Genomic DNA, 17,189 nt, shown 5'->3' with positions numbered 1-17,189 from the left:
ATAATCTAGCCTAAATGGTGGGGCAGTCATGCCTCACCATTTCAGGTCTTGTTTGGTTACATTGCCAATGAGCACCCAATCCTCATACTTTCAAATTAGTCTCATTTAACATCACAAATTTTATGCGTACTAACAACAATTATGCTGGTTCTAAATTAAATTCATTTAATTCTTCAGCAATAGTCTTTTCTGCTTCTCTTAGCCGAGTCTTGGCGTAACTCAAGTAAATGATAAAATCTTCGTTGGTAACAGATGCCAAAGGCTCCTCAATGAAAAGTAAACATTGCTCTAGAGCTCTTTTAACTTCCTTATACCCCAAGATATTTTCAGCTTCATAATAAGCATCATTAATATAATTAAAAACATCGTCCAATTGTTGTAATTTTTGTTTTGTTGCCATGGCAGACAAATCTTTTTCGTATTGGCCATAAACTATTTGACTAAACACCTGGTCAATAAATATAATTTCCATCTTTTCTCTTTTTGATTTCCTGTAATTAACGAAAATCAAAAATAATGATAAAATCATTATAAATCAATAGGAAGTGGCTCTTTTTTTACACTATTTCTATTGGTGTATTTAGACAATAAAACTATATTGTAACTATCAATGACTTCAAGTAAGTAGTGAGGAGAACTTAATTCATAATCGTCCTCATATCTGTTTAAAATTAAAATAATTTCAACTTCACTCAACATACAGCTCGATGCTAATAGCTTTCTTTCGCGGTTATCTATCATGAAAAGGTGTATTTTTGCGTACTTCCTTGGCATAACACGATCCTATCTCTTCTTAAAGAAAGTAAGGAGCAGTGGGATAACCACAAATACAGCAATAATAATCAGCGCGTTTATCTGGTCCATACTATCTCGTGGTGTATTTAACAATCATAAAAAATATATAGCAGGCTAAGAAGAATAAAACACCTGTATTTAACAGTATGGATCTTATGCGAACCAAAAAACGAGAATGAACGATTATTCATTATTCCATGACAATACGATAACTTTAAACTCGGTAACGTCCAGATACAAAAAAGGCCGCCAATGGCGACCTCTAGATAATTAATTATCTTATTTTAATAAATAGACATTTCTCTAAGAATATCAGCTAAATCATTTGAGTTTATTTCATTTTTAACAAATGATTCAACAACATAAGCCAGATTTTTTTCGGTCTTTAATGTTACATCATGTAATTCTAAAAATGTACTCGCCGCAGTTAAAGCTGTTCTTTTGTTAGCATCAACAAAACAATGGCCTTTAGATATCGCTTCAATATATAAGGCTGCAACTTCAAACAGATCATCCATGCCGCCATAGAGAACATTAGTTTCTATTCTACCTAATGCACCACCTAACCGGTCATTTCCATAATAGCCTTGTGACCCTCGCTCTGTGGTTAGTATTTCATCATGAATATTAATCACATCATCTAAACTTAAAGTAATCATAAATCAGCGAGTAATTCTAAAGCTTCTCGATTTCCACGCATAGCTCGACGAGCTGCTGCTCTTACAGTAACCGTTCGATCAGTAGAGGTCATCATCTCAACATAAGAAAATGGGGCAATACTTGGTTTTTTATCTTTATTCTGTCGTGCTTTATTTAGTAATTCTTGAGTTCGTGGATTCATAAAACTTACCTTCAAGTTTAACCTCGTAAAAACATGCGGCAAGCTAACAAGGTTATTCAGCCTTTCGGGAGCTACCCTAGCCGCTAATTTTAATTGTACGTATAACCTTCTAAATTTACAACGTAACACCAATATACAAAAATACCGCCTCAAATTGGGCGGTATTTAACATCAAAGCTATTTATGCGCACTAAACCTGTAAAACCACCAGATATAAACTATAAAGCTAAATCATAAAAAACCGTTTAGCTATAAGAAATATAATAATGTTTGCTCATTATATTTAGTGAATATTAAAGGGTTTTAGTTGCTAACTTGTACATTAAGTTCATCGTCAGTAAAGTAACGATGACCCTGCCCAAGACCTTTAATTTTTTTAAACATTAGATCATGATGCTTATCTACTAAAATATCAGCCTCATTCGAGCATACTCCCCCAATAAAAATATAGCGTCCTTCTGTATCTAAAGAGTGGCAAGGATTTGTATTTACTGTCGAAAGTGTTGCGGTTACGTCCTCGATGACACAGGTTACTTTTCCTTTAATTACCCCAATAATACGTTTGACACGATGAGCCTTTTCACCACATTTCCATGCTTGTCTCGTCCCTAATTCGTAACCATGCTTTTCTTTTCCTCGGTGGATGTGGACTACGATATTGAGATCTCTTTGAACGAATGAAATATCATTATCTTTTATTTCTAACGATGTATTTGCTGTTGTCATTACTGTAGTTTCATCAAAATTTAAATACTTAATCGGGTTTGCAGCCCCCTTTGGGAAGTGAGCTGAAATGGTTTTATATTTAAGTTGAACTCTGATATTTTCTGGGGCTAGTTCACCATGAAATCCCCAACGCTGTTTTCCTTCAATATCGACAGGATACCAAGAATGAATCTTATACACTTCTCGAGTTAAGCCACGATAGGTAGGGATTGCGTAAATAGCTTTGTCTCGCTTCTTTCCAACAACCCAAGCAGATCTTGTCGCTTCGTACAGCTCATCCTGAGTAATCTCTCGGTGATATCTTTTGTTTATATTGATTAAAATGATTGGCAGTGACGTTGTTAGTACCTCGGCACTGTACATAGCAATAATCTCATTCGTTGACTTTATACCAAAATCATTGGCGTAATACCCACGTTGCAAGTTAGACAAATTAGTCAGGCCGACCAAATCGATAACTGCTGATTCAATTTCGAATGCGGTAGCTTCTTCTAAACCATGTCTGAGGATGTAATACTCTATGTTCTCACCACCATCTAAAATATCTCGAATAATATCGAGCTTATCTGATGAATTCTCTTTTTCTAATGCACATGCGACATGATTAAAAATTCGGTTTCCACACCCTTTCCCGACATAGAAAATATTTCCTGTACGAGGGTCACGAAGAAAATAAACATAATAATTGATCTGTTCAATCACGGACTGAGAAAACATAAAAAGTGTTCCGATTAAGTCAGAAAGCTTAACTTTCCGATAAATGAATGGTGATGGTTATTACAATGACAACGAACAATAAATATTACATTAATAAAAGAGTCTGACACAGTGTGACATTACTAACAGACACGCTGTAACGTCCAGATACAAAAAAACCGCCAAAAGACGGTGGTATTACTAATAATTTGAAATGGCTTTCCACTTCCATGTAAATCCTTTTGGTTGTGAATGCACTCGAAATGAAAAAACAACCTGAAAAGCCGTTAACGATAATATCATATTGATATAATTATCAGTAAGTAAAGAATGATAATTAGGGATCATTCTTTATTCAATAGCAATAAGATAACTTTAAATACTCTCAAAGAACCCCAAAAATCGCCCCTAGAAACGATTTTAAGACCACAAATACAGATCACTCGACACCTAGTATGACTTTTCGTTAAAAACGGCTGTATTTAACAGTATGCATCTATCCCGCACTACGTGTGTAAACCCAATATAGTAATGTCACTTTTTACCAACTTAGAGATGTGAAGTGGCATAGTTAATTTGGCCACCTAGTTAGAGGTGATATCATCACCTCATAATTTAATAGGTGACACTATGACTAAAAGAATACGTCCTAATTTTACACCCGAATTTCGATTAGAATCAGCACAACTCGTTTTAGATCAAGGCTACTCCATAAAAGAAGCCGCTGAAGCAATGAATGTCGGTAAATCAACAATGGATAAGTGGGTTCGACAACTTAAAGATGAACGTGATGGGATTACACCAAAAGCAACACCAATGACACCTGACCAGCTTAAAATTCGTGAATTAGAAAAGAAGATTAAACGGATTGAAATGGAGAAAGAAATACTAAAAAAAGCAACCGCTCTTTTGGCCTCGGACTCATTCAAAACTTCATTTTAGTTGATGAATTAAAAGCTTATTATCCTGTATCTATCCTCTGCAATGTCTTTGACATTCATCGCAGTAGCTATAAATATTGGGCTAAACGGCCCAAAACGCAGTCAAAAGAGCAAGTGCTATTATCTAGTGAAGTGAAGGCTGCACATCGTGCTAGTGGTGGCTCTGTAGGAGCCAGAACGATTGCAGGTATCGTTACAACTAAAGGCGTGCCGTTAAGTCGATATAAAGCCACTAACGTCATGAAAAAATTAGGGTTAGTTAGTTGCCAGGTTAAGAAGCATCGTTATAAAAAAGCAGAAAATGCACATCTAAATATCCCTAATACATTAGATCGCCAGTTTGCAGTTACTGAGCCTAATCAAGTTTGGTGTGGCGATGTGACATATATTTGGTCAGGACAACGTTGGTTGTACCTTGCTATTGTGATTGATTTATTTTCTCGTAAGGTCATTGGCTGGGCAACGTCAGGCTCACCCAATACAGATCTAACAGGTAAAGCCCTTTCGATGGCTTATGAAGTTCGAGGGGCGCCTAAAGGTGTCATGTTTCATTCCGATCAAGGCTGTCATTATACAAGTAAACAATTTCGCCGATTACTTTGGCGGTATCAAATTACACAAAGTATGAGTCGACGTGGAAATTGTTGGGATAACGCCCCGATGGAACGATTTTTTAGAAGTTTTAAAACAGAATGGATGCCAACGGCGGGTTATCGTTCATCGAATGAAGCTAAAGTGGCGATCACTAAATACATTATCCGATATTACAACCAAGTCAGGCCCCATCAATATAACGGTGGCTTGACGCCTAATGAATCAGAACGCCGATTTAATAATGAATACAAATCAGTGGCCAATTTTACTTGACCACTTCACATTTCTAAGTTGGAGGAATGTCACATTTTAAAGTAGGGCTGACACGTAGTAAAAAAGCCTTGACTTCACTACTCTATAATCCATTTTCACCACAATGAACTACCTTAAAAGGAGACATTTTAAACAGGGAAAGACAAACAAACATGTTATGCTAACTCAAAAAATAACTCATTTTACCCTTCAACAATAATCTTTTCCGCTTCTCTTAGCCGAGTCTTTGCATAAATTAAGTAAATAATAAAATCACATGTAATTTCCCAATAATTAACCTAACTTAAAATGTGACATGATATTTTTTTTTGACTTATATATATCTTTATCGCTTTTGCAATTGGATGATTTCATAATAGCTATAACGAGAAGAATAAAATGTAATGATATTACAGAATACAAATACATTTTTAGCATAAAAAAAACACTAAATATAATCAGATATATTGATAATAATATAATATTAATGACTTTATTATTCATATGGCTATTCCATTATGTTAAATTATGTTTAGATATTTTTATCACTGCTTTTTGCAGTATCAATGTATTGGGGTATGTTATTAAGTTACCGTTATCATGTTTAATCAAAACGTGAAAAATTCTTATGTCAATAATCTCACCACTGATATCTTCATCTTTATCTACTATTTTTACCACATCTCCAACTCGGTAAGGAAATACAAAAAATATCAATAAACTAGCAGTAATGTTACTTAATATTGACCATTGCGCGATAAATGCAACACCAAGAACCGCAAAAATAGAAGATATAAAAACAGATACATCCCCATAGCCAATACCTGTTGTGATTAAAAATAGCGATATTAAAATAAATAGCAATGAGAAACTGAAGCTGCGCTGTATGAATTTTGCCCTATGAACCTTTACACCCTTGGCGTTTGCAAGAGATGATATTGCCTTGTAAATCAACACCTTACATATTATATATACGATAAATAGTGTCATGCCAATTAAAAATTTAAACATAATAGGATGTTGAAACAATGACATACAACCCTCTTAATTCACGTATACAGACAACACAAAAACACGTCTAATATAAAACAAATTGAATATAAATATTAGTAATATCGCTAACTTATTGATAATATATTACCAATTAATAACAGCAAGTCAAAATATATTATGTTTTTTACTCCACGTTCGTTATGAAGTGGTCAAATTCATTAAGTTACAACATTAATCGTTTTGTTTATCTTGGGTCACCTAAATAGTCCAGTTTTGCGGTGTGCCAATTTTCATAATGACCGCCCTTGATCTCCTAGTAAAGGACCTGATCGAGGTATTGAAGTGAAGTTCAAAAAAAACAGTTTTGACACTGGAGATTTGTGTATAAGAGAAAGGCCTAGGCGACATCTAAAATCAGGCCAAACTCCCACAAATAAATTTATTTCAAATCCATTTTTTCAAAAAAAATGTAGCTAAAAGACCAAAACATAAAGAGAAACAAATAAATACAACTATCCAAAATGCATTAATATTATCAACTCCAGGCATCCCACCAACATTTATCCCCATTAATCCAGTAAAGAATCCTAAAGGTAAAAAAATAGCAGCAATAATAGTTAATACATAAGATCGATGATTCATTTTTTCTGACATTAAGTTGTTAATTTCATCTTGAACCATTCCCGATCGTTCTCTTAAAGCATCAATATCTTCAATATGCTTAATTTGACGATCAGCTATAGTTATTAAATTCAAACGATACATTTCGTGTAACCAAGTTAATGGTTCATTAATTAATTTATTCATAGCTTCACGCTGAGGGGTAAGATATCGACGAATACCAATACTTTGTTTTCGTATTTTTAATAATTCCGCTCTAATTGAACCTAGATCTTCATCTTCTAAAAGATATTCTTGAGCTAACAAATTATCTTCAAGATTATCAATAGTATCAGCCATCCGTTTTACAATTTGATCAAGCCATGAAATAAATAATAATGGTATATTTATTGGGCCATTTCCTTCAGTTAAACATTCTATTATATCTCCTGTTGATAATAAACGACGTTTACGGGTACTTATTAATATTCTTCCATTAGTCCATATTCGTAATGAAACCATATCTTCAGGGCTTGATTTTGGATTTAAATTAATCCCTCGGAATACCGCCAATAAATTATCATGTTGTCTAATAATATGAGGACGGCTATCATCACTCAGTAATACTTCTTGAGCTATTTCATTTAAGCCACTGTGTTCTTTGAACCATTGATGAACTTCTTGTTCAGTATAATCAAAGTGTAACCATAAATTATCTTTAGTATGGGGAATTTCATTCCAATCTAATTGGCGCATCCCTCCTTCACAATCTAAAACTATTGAATGAATCAGCCCTGTTGGTTTTTTATTAGTAGTCATGGTGGGTACTTTATCTACATTGATGTATGAATAATAATCTATTTTATGAAATTTTCATGCTTTAAATTAGCGATTACAAATAATTTAGAATAGCTTATTACAGTTTAGGCAATCAGCCTAAAGCCCTAAATATAGATAAACATTTCTCACATGCGAATATGATTGCGATATTGAAGGGAAACAGCGTTGGGGATTTCATGGTGAACTAGCCCCAGAAAATATCAGAGTTCAACTTAAATATAAAACCATTTCAGCTCACTTCCCAAAGGGGGCTGCAAACCCGATTAAGTATTTAAATTTTGATGAAACTACAGTAATGACAACAGCAAATACATCGTTAGAAATAAAAGATAATGATATTTCATTCGTTCAAAGAGATCTCAATATCGTAGTCCACATCCACCGAGGCAAAGAAAAGCATGGTTACGAACTAGGGACGAGACAAGCATGGAAATGTGGTGAAAAGGCTCATCGTGTCAAACGTATTATTGGGGTAATTAAAGGAAAAGTAACCTGTGTCATCGAGGACGTAACCGCAACACTTTCGACAGTAAATACAAATCTTTGCCACTCTTTAGATACAGAAGGACGCTATATTTTTATTGGGGGAGTATGCTCGAATGAAGCTGATATTTTAGTAGATAAGCATCATGATTTAATATTTCAAAAAATTAAAGGTCTTGGGCAGGGTCATCGTTACTTTACTTACGATGAACTTAATGTACAAGTTAGAAACTAAAACCCTTTTAATATTCACTAAATATAATGAGCAAACATTATTCTATTTCTTATAGCTAAACGGTTTATTATGATTTAGCTTTATAGTTTATATCTGGTGGTTTTGTTGCAACCATTTAGAAATGTCACTTTTTACCAACTTAGAGATGTCACATATTGGTATACTTGGTGGTGTTTTTCGCCACGTATAGATCTCTGTGCCATGTTACTTTCCATGAGTCCAAAAGAATTAAATCGAGTTGATGTTATTCGTGATATTAGTGAACGAAGACTTCGACAAAAAGATGCTGCTGAGTTACTGAAATTATCTCGACGACATATCCAACGCCTCGTTAATCAATATCGCGGACAAGGTCCAGCGGGATTGGTCTCATTACGCCGTGGTAAGCCGAGTAATCGGCGCTATACACCTGAATTTAAGCAGCGTGTGATTGATATTGTTCGTCAGTTCTATATCGATTTTGGACCGACATTTGCTAATAAAAAATTGCGTGAAAAACACCAACTAAAACTCTCAACTGAAACGCTACGTCAATGGATGATGGCGGAAGGTTTTTGGATATCTAAACGTCAAGCAAAGCCAAAGGTTTATCAACCTCGTTATCGTCGTGAATGCCTAGGTGAACTAGTACAGATCGATGGTTCTCACCATGATTGGTTTGAAGGTCGAGCAGAGAAATGTTGTCTCACCGTGTATATCGATGATGCGACAGGTCGACTCATGACCTTACGATTTAGTGATGTTGAATCAACCTTTGATTACATGAATATCACCCGCCAATACATTGAAGAGCATGGAAAACCTATCGCTTTTTACAGCGACAAACATTCAGTATTTAGACTCAATCGCGGTGAAGTAAAAACAGGTAAGCAAATGACTGAGTTTGGTCGTGCTTTGTTTGAACTTAACATCGATTTAATTTGTGCTAATAGTTCTCAAGCAAAAGGACGTGTAGAGCGTGCTAATAAAACACTACAAGACCGTCTGATTAAAGAAATGCGTCTTGCTGGCATTGATTCGATTGAAGAAGCCAACACCTGGTTACCTGAATTTATTGCTGATTTTAATCAACGTTTTGCACGAACACCCTATTCACTCCACGACGCACATCGCCCATTACGAGAATCATCAAGTGAACTTGATGATATCTTCGCTCGTCAGCGAAGCCGTGTACTCACGCGCTCTCTCACTATCCAATACGATAAAGTTGTTTACTTAATCGAGCCAAACGATGCCAATAACCGTTTAATAGGTAAACCCATCATGGTTTACGACTATCCTGATGGCACCATTAGTATTAAGCATTGTGGCCAACCATTAACTTATTCTGTTTTCGATAAACTTCGAACGGTAAACCAAGCAGCCATCGTTGATAACAAACGACTAAGTGCAGTACTCGCCTTTGCTAAGCAAAGCCAAGACCAGAGAGAAAACACTCCGGAACGAACTCGAAGTAAAAGGAACATTAGCCGAGCCGCACAACAACGAGCCATGAATATTACCTTGATGAAAGAGTCTGACACAGTGTGACATTTCTATCTGGGAGAGTTATGTGACATTACTAACTTGCACTAACAACGTGATCGCTGTTCATTCAAAACGAACAGAATAGCCGGTGTTTTAATGGGTTTTTCTAAATTAAAACAGAGATAAACTCACATTGTTATTTTGTTAATGATGTTACTAGATTCTAAATTATCACTTTGGATTTAATTTGCAGATTAATTACAAAAAATACGATTATTCATTAACTTATAAATTTGGTAGTCATTACAGATGTTATGTAAAATAGGCGGGGATGTTCGTAGATATAGAGTGATATTGGCGAAGTTGGTTTCAACAGGGCTGATATATAAAAGGCAAGGTATTATAAACTTGCCTTTATACTTAAACCTTACTTATACCAGCTGTCAGCCAATACTTCTGCTTGCTCAAGAACGAGCTTAATAGCTTCGTCTGCTTTATCTGGCGGGTACTTCCAGCGACGTAGTAGGCGACGAACAAGGTTACGCATTCGTGCTCGAACACTTTCTCGTTTTTGCCAGTCTACTGTTGCTGACTTACGTAATTGTTGCGTTAACTCAATAGCTAGGTTCCGTAAAGTATCATCCCCCAGTTCACGTACAGAGGCTTCATTCACCACTAACGCTCGATAGAAAGCGATTTCATCAGAAGAGAGGTTTAACCCAGATGCCATTTCAGCATCAGCAGCCATCTCTTTCGCCCATTTGATCAGTTCTTCGATTACCTGAGCCGTTTCAATACTACGGTTATGATACTTTTGCAGTGTTGCCATGATGCGATCTGAATATTTCTTCTCTTGAACTACGTCATTCTTCATTCGTGCTTTAACTTCATCACGCAAAAGCTTTTCAAGTAGTTCAACTGCAAGGTTTTTCTCTTTCATGTTCTTCATGTCTTCCAAGAACTCATCAGAAAGTAAACCAATATTGGGTTTATCAAGCCCAACCATAGAGAAGATATCATCCACACCATCAGCAATAATGGCGTTATCCAAAATCAGCTTTAGTGCACTATTCCGCTGTTCGTCACTGCGTTTTTTATCAACCGTTGAGTGTTTAACAAATGCCGTCTTAATCGCAGAGTAAAAGGCTATTTCGTTCTTATAACCTTGAGTCTCATCCATCGTATTACAAAGTGAAAAAGCTTTGGTCATCGCCGCCATCACATCTAAGAAACGACGCTTACCATCACGTTCTTCTTTACCATTACTATTGGTATGCGATAAACCTGATAAATGATTTACTGCTCCCGGTAGCAAACGCAAAGCATTGGTTTCAAAATCAGGTCGATAGTTAAATACATTCCCATCGACTGGCGTTGCAAACATTCCACGAACTATATCAATTTTTTCCATTAATACAGCAAAGGCTTCGGCGGTATCGACGGTTGGCTGTCCTTTACCTTGACTGGTGGTATAGGTTTTAAGGGCTTTTTTAAGCTCACTCGCAATACCAATATAATCAACAACTAAACCACCGGGTTTATCTTTGAAAACACGGTTAACCCGGGCAATTGCCTGCATTAAGTTATGACCTTTCATTGGTTTGTCGATATACATGGTATGGCAACATGGTGCATCAAAACCTGTTAGCCACATATCACGTACAATCACCAACTTTAGTTCATCGTTAGTGTCTTTATAACGTTTCTCAAATAGCTTTTTAGTCTTTTTATCATGAATGTGGGGCTGCATCTTCGCCTTATCAGACGCTGATCCTGTCATCACGATTTTAATTGCGCCCTTATCAGGATCGTCATGATGCCATTCAGGTTTAATTGCAACAATTGCGTTATACAGATCAACACAAATCTCTCGGCTCATCGCCACAATCATAGCTTTGCCGGAAAATGTTTCAGTACGAGTGGTGAAATGCGTAACCAAATCTTGTGCCACTTGAGCTATACGAGGTTCAGAACCAACCAACTTTTCTAGTGTTGCCCATTGCGATTTGATTTTCTCACGAGTATCAGTTTCATCTTCCTCGCTGATTTCGTCGTCAACCAGATCATTAAGTTCTTCAATTTCATCTTGGTTGATGTTTAATTTTGCTAAGCGAGATTCATAATAGATGGGTACTGTTGCACCATCATCGACAGCATCTTGAATATCGTAAACAGAAACATACTCACCAAATACGCCACGGGTGTCTTTATCATCCATAGCAATAGGTGTGCCTGTAAAACCAATAAAAGACGCATTAGGCAACGCATCACGCATGTATTTGGAATACCCAAACACATACTTAGAACCCGTGATATTACCGTCAGCATCTTTTACTGGAACTAACTTAGATTTATTACCATATTGACTACGGTGCGCTTCATCTGATACCACAACAATATTGGCACGTTCAGATAAAATAGGATGCTCTGTTTCTTCTGCTAATAACGCAAATTTCTGAATCGTGGTAAAAATAATCCCGCCAGATTGACGACCTAATAGCAGTTCACGTAATTCATCTCGATCATCTGCTTGCTGAGGGATCTGCTTTAATGTGCCACTCGCCATACCAAAAGTATTAAACAGTTGGCTATCTAAATCATTTCGATCGGTTACAACAACAATGGTTGGGTTATTCATCGCAGGCTGTTGCAGCAGTTTACTGGCGTAACACACCATTGAAATACTCTTACCACTGCCTTGAGTATGCCAAACTACGCCAGCTTTACCGCTACCGGCTTTGATCTTATCTAGTCCCTTAGTCGCCTGAACTTGATACTTTCCCATTCTTTCAGCCACCATAGGCAGATCAGCATCAGCCTGTTTAGCTTTCACTGTGGCTTCTACTGCCGCACGAACGGCATGGAATTGGTGATAACCCGCAATCTTCTTAATAATACTGTCGTGGTCAGTTTCAAACAAAATAAAATAGCGGATGTAATCAAGCAGTAAATCAGGTTTGAAAAAGCCGCGAACCATGGTTTCTAACTGAAACTCTAGCAATGGCTTGTCATCTTCACCGGTTACGGTTTTCCATGGTAAGAAACGTTCTTTATTCGCCGTTAGAGAACCGACACGCGCTGTCCAACCATCACTGACAACCAAAGCTTCATTAAACACAAACAGATCGGAGATTTCTTCTTTGTAGGTTTGAAGTTGGTTATACGCATTCCAAATATCAGCATGTTCATCGGCAGGATTTTTCAGTTCAATCACAGATATAGGCAAACCATTAATAAATACCACTACATCTGGGCGTCGATTGCCTTTTTTACCTGTAATGGTGAATTGATTCACCACCAAAAACTCGTTGTTATCAGGTTCGTTAAAATCCATTAATCGAGCATGAGTATGCTTAGTCTTGGTTTCACCATCCTCAAACACGCTGTATTCAACAGGCACACCTTCAATCAGGTACTTATGGAAAGCTTGGTTGCTTTTAATCAGTACAGGCGTATCAGGCGTACTGACAGTATTTACAACCACACTTAGGCAATCAGACGGTAAATCTGGATTGAGGATTTCTAAGCGTTCAAGTAAGCGTTGCTTTAATATGACTTGATGGTAATCATCACGCTCTGGTGTATCACCATCAGGGGCAATATCGTAACCATTTTTGTATAGATAGCCTTGGTCTGCAAACCAATCAAGGCAAAGTTGTTCTAGTTGGTCTTCAGTGATCATGACCACTATTTTCCTTATTATTTATTCCAAGCACTTTGAATCAAACGACCCGTCTGGTTATAGATCCCGACCTGTTCGATGTAGTGATGAAAATCGCTGTTCTCCGCGACGATCCTATTAACCGACTGCCAATCTACATTATTGCGCTCTTGGGCTGGTATGAGTATTTGGCTATCAAATAGAGACTCAGTATCGAGAATAAGCACACCAATACCATGTAAGCTCGATAGCATTTGAAGTTCTGCTTCAACATCACTATTTAATCCTGTTGCAACCAAGTAACTAAAATTAGCCCAACTAGAGTTTGAAACGGCTTGGAAGAAGTATTTGCGCACGTTTCCTTTTGTCAGATGCTTTTTGACTTCAAATGACCACAAACGAACCGAGCTATGATTGCCACTACGCACACAACTGCGCACAATTTCATTCCAGCCTTGATCAAGAGGCTCAAGCGCTACCACATCAGGATGTAACCAGTGATTCCCACCATTTCCATGTAAATTTTTCGATTTTCGCTCATCAATACGCTGACAATACAACCCAAGATCTTTATTCAAAAACTCTATCAGCAATGGATATAAATCATGCTCCTTAAAATTTTGAACAACGAAAGGCATATTCACATAAGGAACACCTAAATCCTCACTATCCGTCTGCAAATCAACAGTTTCGTGCGCGGGATTCTCATCCCAAAAATAAATGCGAGGTCTTGGTTTATCTCGTGTTACCACATTCGGACAAGCTTTTTTTGCCGCGACTGTGCGTTCACCACCGATTTCAGCCGCAAGTTGTGCGATTAGCTTTTCAGTAGTGTCATATCTTGGGTTGGATTGCTTTTCTGCCATTTCATTTGGATAGCGTTCAATAAACACTTTAGCTAAATCCCGAGCAGTAAATTTTTGCTCAGGATGCGCCTTAAGCGTTTCTATAATCATTTCTACTCGGGTAGCCATTAGATTGCCTCAACCAATTCTTCGCTTGTCCCTAACTCGATTTCGCCGGAAAGCAATTTAGGAAGTAGCAAATCACGAAGTTTCGCGAGTTCTTGAGATTCCAAAATATTAGCCTGAATCTTATCGAAAATTGGTGTCGCAAATTCGTTGTATTTTTTAACTAATTCTGCACTTGGGCAAGCATACTTAAATGTTGTAATTCCCTTGGACGATAAGTGTAATACTGTTGTCCCTGTAGCAAAACTTTCAGCGTAGCGATGAAAACGATACGTACTCATTAGTCCATAATAATACTGCTTTGCAGTGCTTTCTTTCGGGCGAAGAATCGCAACGTCAAGTGATGCAACTAAAGTGTCATATTGTGGAGCATCAATAACTAATGCTGGTTTTCCTATAATTTCAGCTGCTTGTGTAACATCAGTCAAAGACATAACTAACTCACCGGCTTTAATCACTTGTTGTGGCTTATAAGTACCAGTGTATTCTTTGAGGCCATCCATTCTGTAGCCTCCACCACGCTTGAATGACTTCAATGTAACCAGGGCTGTAGTAGATTCTTGAAGCTCTACACTCTTATATGACTTTCCCTTAGTTACATCAACATGAGCACCAATTTGATCTACCAACCACCCATCAGGAATCAAACCTAACTCAGACTCAACTAGCTTTTCTGGGAATAGCGAGGCAGTAGCCGCATCCATACCCTCTGGTTGCTCGCCATTCATTTTGGCTTTAACAGGATCGAAATCGACAAACCACGACTTGAAGATGGCTTGCGCCATTTGTTCTAGGGTTTGGTTAGTTTGTTGATTGACAGTAATTTTTCGATCTAACGATTTCAGTATGTTCGCAATTCGTTTTTGAACTATGAGTGACGGAACTGGAATAGCAAGTCCTTTGACTGTAGGTATATTTGTATACCCCTGTACTGAACCTGAGTTGTGGTTGGCGTGGTTGTCCCTAAACTTTTTGCTACTCACCACATAATATAAAAACTCTGAATCAAGCAGTTCCGGATCAGGTCTTAATATCCCTATAGAACTAGAAAAACCAAAGAAATCAGATTTTTTATATAAATATGTATTACCAAAAGAACCGATGATGCCAAATAATACATCACCCGCCTGAGGTCGCCTTGTTGCTTTGCTATCTTTCGAAAACAACTTTTCAAAAGACTCTTCGGATATGTAATCTAATTTATCTAACTTTAAAAAACCTTGACCAATATTCTTAGACGTAAGATAGGGGATGCCTTCGTCAACTCTTGTCACTTTACTGTGAGCGCCGTCGCCGACAGAACATACTTCCCCTATTGATTTAACTTCAAAGCTCATAACCTAACCCCACTAGGTTCTTCTTAATCTCAGCTTCTAGCGTTGCTGACTCCGCAAACTGCTCACTCAACTTAGCGGTTAGCGTTGCCATCTTATCACCAAATGGAATGCCGTCGTCTAGCTCTTCAGTTGCGCCAACATAACGCCCCGGAGTCAGCACAAAATCATGCTTAGTGATTTCTTCTAGCGTTGCTGATTTACAAAAACCTGCTTGGTCTTCGTAAGCGATGCCATTGACTTCTACGCCTGTTTTCCATGCATGATATAAGTCGGCTACTTTCTGAATATCATCAAAGCTAAAGTCACGCAGAACACGATCTTTCATGTAGCCAAGGTTACGCGCATCAATAAACAGCACTTCACCTTTACGAGCACGTAGTTTACGTCCCGCTTTATCGGTGCGAGCTGTTTTATTCTTGGTTAAGAACCAAATACATGCAGGGATCTGGGTGTTGGTAAACAATTGACCCGGTAGTGCCACCATACATTCAATCAAATCATTCTCGATTAGTGCCTGACGAATAGTACCTTCGTTGTTGGTGGTTGAACTCATAGAACCGTTAGCTAATAACAGTGCTTGAGAGCCATCAGCAGACAAGTGATGAAGCATGTGCTGCATCCACGCAAAGTTAGCGTTATTGGCTGGCGGCTGACCGTATTTGAAACGTGGATCGTTATCATCAACACCCGTATTCCACTCTTTCATGTTGAATGGTGGGTTCGCCATGATGAAATCAGCACGTAAATCAGGGTGCTGAACGTTAGTGTAGGTACTTGCAGGCTCTTTACCAAAATCATAATCTAAACCACGAATAGCCATGTTCATTGCAGCAAGCTGCCATGTGGTGTGGTTGTATTCCTGACCGTAAATCGAAATCTTTCGCTTTTGAGTGATTGGATCAATCTCATTTTTACCCGCATAACGCTCGATAAACTTATCTGATTGCACAAAGAAACCGCCAGAACCCATCGCAGGGTCATACACACGACCTTCAAACGGTTCAATCATTTCAACAATTAGGGTTACGATAGAGGCAGGAGTATAAAACTGACCACCTTTTTTACCCTCAGCAAGCGCAAATTGACCCAACATGTATTCGTATACGTGACCAAGAATATCTTTACTGTTTAGATCAGCATGAATAAACGGAATAGTCGCAATTAAGTTAATCAGCTCATTTAACTTAGCTTGGTCAATTTGTAAGCCAGAGTATGACTTGTTAAGTGCACCTTTAATCTTTGTATTATCACGTTCAATAGCCTCAAGCGCGTTATCGATTAAGTGACCTACAGAGGTGATCTTCTTAGTTTTTCCACCAATATCGAGATCGGCACCACCAATAACAACAGGGCCATTGTCTTGCAAGAACTGCCAACGTGACTCAATCGGTAACCAGAACACATTCTTCTCAGTGTAATAATCACGTTGCTCAAGCTCAATAGCGATTTCAGCCGCTAACTCTTCTTCTGAAAAATCAGCAGGATCTAGGTAATATTCATGTTGAGGATTAGCTAGGTCTGCTTTGATTTCTTCTTGGCGTAGTTTAAATGCATCAGAAACATATTTAACGAAGATTAAGCCAAGTACAGCGTGTTTGTATTGTGAGGCATCAAGCGATGAACGTAGCTTGTCTGCGGCTGTCCAGAGCTTGTTTTCTAGCTCTTTTAAGAATTGTTGCTCTGTTTGTTTCATAAGGATCTCTTTTGATTTTTATATGACATTATGCACCACTATGCACCACATAAAGCTATTTAAG

The 17,189-nt window shown here is 37.6% G+C and carries 13 protein-coding genes; 3 read left to right on the top strand and 10 right to left on the bottom strand.

All coding sequences use genetic code 11. The features are described 5' to 3' along the window. Positions 1–139: 139 nt before the first annotated feature. The 4 genes from CIK00_RS17655 to CIK00_RS17635 form a co-directional block, all read right to left on the bottom strand. Positions 140–472 (bottom strand): hypothetical protein, encoded by a 333-nt coding sequence (locus CIK00_RS17655; RefSeq protein ID WP_101769950.1) that lies wholly within the window; start codon positions 470–472, stop codon positions 140–142. A gap of 607 nt (positions 473–1,079) precedes the next feature. Beyond that, a complete protein-coding gene (locus tag CIK00_RS17645; protein ID WP_101769949.1) occupies positions 1,080–1,454 on the bottom strand; it encodes a type II toxin-antitoxin system death-on-curing family toxin in 375 nt (124 codons plus the stop codon). Next, positions 1,451–1,636 (bottom strand): hypothetical protein, encoded by a 186-nt coding sequence (locus tag CIK00_RS17640; protein WP_065207721.1) that lies wholly within the window; start codon positions 1,634–1,636, stop codon positions 1,451–1,453. Before CIK00_RS17640 ends, CIK00_RS17645 begins: the two co-directional genes overlap by 4 nt. A 303-nt stretch (positions 1,637–1,939) precedes the next feature. Next, entirely contained in the window at positions 1,940–3,079 is a 1,140-nt protein-coding gene (locus tag CIK00_RS17635; RefSeq protein ID WP_101769948.1) for an LEM-3-like GIY-YIG domain-containing protein, read from the bottom strand. Between the two features lie 609 nt (positions 3,080–3,688). Here CIK00_RS17635 and CIK00_RS17630 point away from each other — a divergent pair. Beyond that, positions 3,689–4,866, top strand: a protein-coding gene (locus CIK00_RS17630) for an IS3 family transposase (protein ID WP_373322882.1) whose coding sequence is annotated in 2 segments (ribosomal slippage) — positions 3,689–3,947 and positions 3,947–4,866 — 1,179 coding nt in all. Because the reading frame shifts where the segments join, the coding sequence is not laid out codon by codon here. Positions 4,867–5,361: 495 nt separating this feature from the next. Here the strand turns inward: CIK00_RS17630 and CIK00_RS17620 are convergent. Continuing rightward, positions 5,362–5,880: a mechanosensitive ion channel domain-containing protein gene (locus CIK00_RS17620; RefSeq protein WP_065208969.1), complete on the bottom strand. Its 519-nt coding sequence runs from the start codon at positions 5,878–5,880 to the stop codon at positions 5,362–5,364. 402 nt (positions 5,881–6,282) lie between these two features. After that, positions 6,283–7,257: a zinc transporter ZntB gene (locus CIK00_RS17615; RefSeq protein ID WP_065208968.1), complete on the bottom strand. Its 975-nt coding sequence runs from the start codon at positions 7,255–7,257 to the stop codon at positions 6,283–6,285. Between the two features lie 316 nt (positions 7,258–7,573). Here CIK00_RS17615 and CIK00_RS17610 point away from each other — a divergent pair, with 316 nt between their 5' ends. Together CIK00_RS17610 and CIK00_RS17605 are read left to right on the top strand one after the other, a co-directional pair. Beyond that, positions 7,574–7,996, top strand: coding sequence for an acyl-CoA synthetase (locus tag CIK00_RS17610; RefSeq protein WP_227990512.1), 423 nt, complete (start codon positions 7,574–7,576; stop codon positions 7,994–7,996). A gap of 213 nt (positions 7,997–8,209) precedes the next feature. Then, complete coding sequence (locus tag CIK00_RS17605; RefSeq protein WP_227990506.1) at positions 8,210–9,526, top strand: ISNCY family transposase; 1,317 nt, start codon at positions 8,210–8,212, stop codon at positions 9,524–9,526. A gap of 364 nt (positions 9,527–9,890) precedes the next feature. On the opposite strand, the gene CIK00_RS17600 is transcribed toward CIK00_RS17605, so the two are convergent. From CIK00_RS17600 to CIK00_RS17585, 4 genes are read right to left on the bottom strand one after another with little or no spacing between them, the layout of a single operon-like run. After that, on the bottom strand, positions 9,891–13,145 hold the full coding sequence (locus CIK00_RS17600; RefSeq protein WP_101769945.1) for a type I restriction endonuclease subunit R: 3,255 nt from the start codon (positions 13,143–13,145) through the stop codon (positions 9,891–9,893). A 17-nt stretch (positions 13,146–13,162) separates the two neighbouring features. Continuing rightward, positions 13,163–14,098: a COG2958 family protein gene (locus CIK00_RS17595; RefSeq protein WP_101769944.1), complete on the bottom strand. Its 936-nt coding sequence runs from the start codon at positions 14,096–14,098 to the stop codon at positions 13,163–13,165. Next, positions 14,098–15,432, bottom strand: coding sequence for a restriction endonuclease subunit S (locus CIK00_RS17590; RefSeq protein WP_101769943.1), 1,335 nt, complete (start codon positions 15,430–15,432; stop codon positions 14,098–14,100). The genes CIK00_RS17595 and CIK00_RS17590 overlap by 1 nt, the downstream gene beginning before the upstream one ends. Further along, entirely contained in the window at positions 15,422–17,125 is a 1,704-nt protein-coding gene (locus CIK00_RS17585; protein WP_101769942.1) for a type I restriction-modification system subunit M, read from the bottom strand. The genes CIK00_RS17590 and CIK00_RS17585 overlap by 11 nt, the downstream gene beginning before the upstream one ends. Positions 17,126–17,189 lie beyond the last annotated feature (64 nt).

Source organism: Photobacterium carnosum, assembly GCF_002849605.1.
Classification (GTDB): domain Bacteria; phylum Pseudomonadota; class Gammaproteobacteria; order Enterobacterales; family Vibrionaceae; genus Photobacterium; species Photobacterium carnosum.
This window is presented reverse-complemented; position numbering and strand designations above follow the sequence as displayed.

Coding starts and splice junctions, on each gene's coding strand:
- CIK00_RS17595 (WP_101769944.1), bottom strand. CDS start 14,098: ATGGCTACCCGAGTAGAAATGATTATAGAAACGCTTAAGGCGCATCCT.
- CIK00_RS17620 (WP_065208969.1), bottom strand. CDS start 5,880: ATGTCATTGTTTCAACATCCTATTATGTTTAAATTTTTAATTGGCATG.
- CIK00_RS17610 (WP_227990512.1), top strand. CDS start 7,574: ATGACAACAGCAAATACATCGTTAGAAATAAAAGATAATGATATTTCA.
- CIK00_RS17590 (WP_101769943.1), bottom strand. CDS start 15,432: ATGAGCTTTGAAGTTAAATCAATAGGGGAAGTATGTTCTGTCGGCGAC.
- CIK00_RS17635 (WP_101769948.1), bottom strand. CDS start 3,079: ATGTTTTCTCAGTCCGTGATTGAACAGATCAATTATTATGTTTATTTT.
- CIK00_RS17600 (WP_101769945.1), bottom strand. CDS start 13,145: ATGATCACTGAAGACCAACTAGAACAACTTTGCCTTGATTGGTTTGCA.
- CIK00_RS17655 (WP_101769950.1), bottom strand. CDS start 472: ATGGAAATTATATTTATTGACCAGGTGTTTAGTCAAATAGTTTATGGC.
- CIK00_RS17615 (WP_065208968.1), bottom strand. CDS start 7,257: ATGACTACTAATAAAAAACCAACAGGGCTGATTCATTCAATAGTTTTA.
- CIK00_RS17585 (WP_101769942.1), bottom strand. CDS start 17,125: ATGAAACAAACAGAGCAACAATTCTTAAAAGAGCTAGAAAACAAGCTC.
- CIK00_RS17605 (WP_227990506.1), top strand. CDS start 8,210: ATGAGTCCAAAAGAATTAAATCGAGTTGATGTTATTCGTGATATTAGT.
- CIK00_RS17645 (WP_101769949.1), bottom strand. CDS start 1,454: ATGATTACTTTAAGTTTAGATGATGTGATTAATATTCATGATGAAATA.
- CIK00_RS17640 (WP_065207721.1), bottom strand. CDS start 1,636: ATGAATCCACGAACTCAAGAATTACTAAATAAAGCACGACAGAATAAA.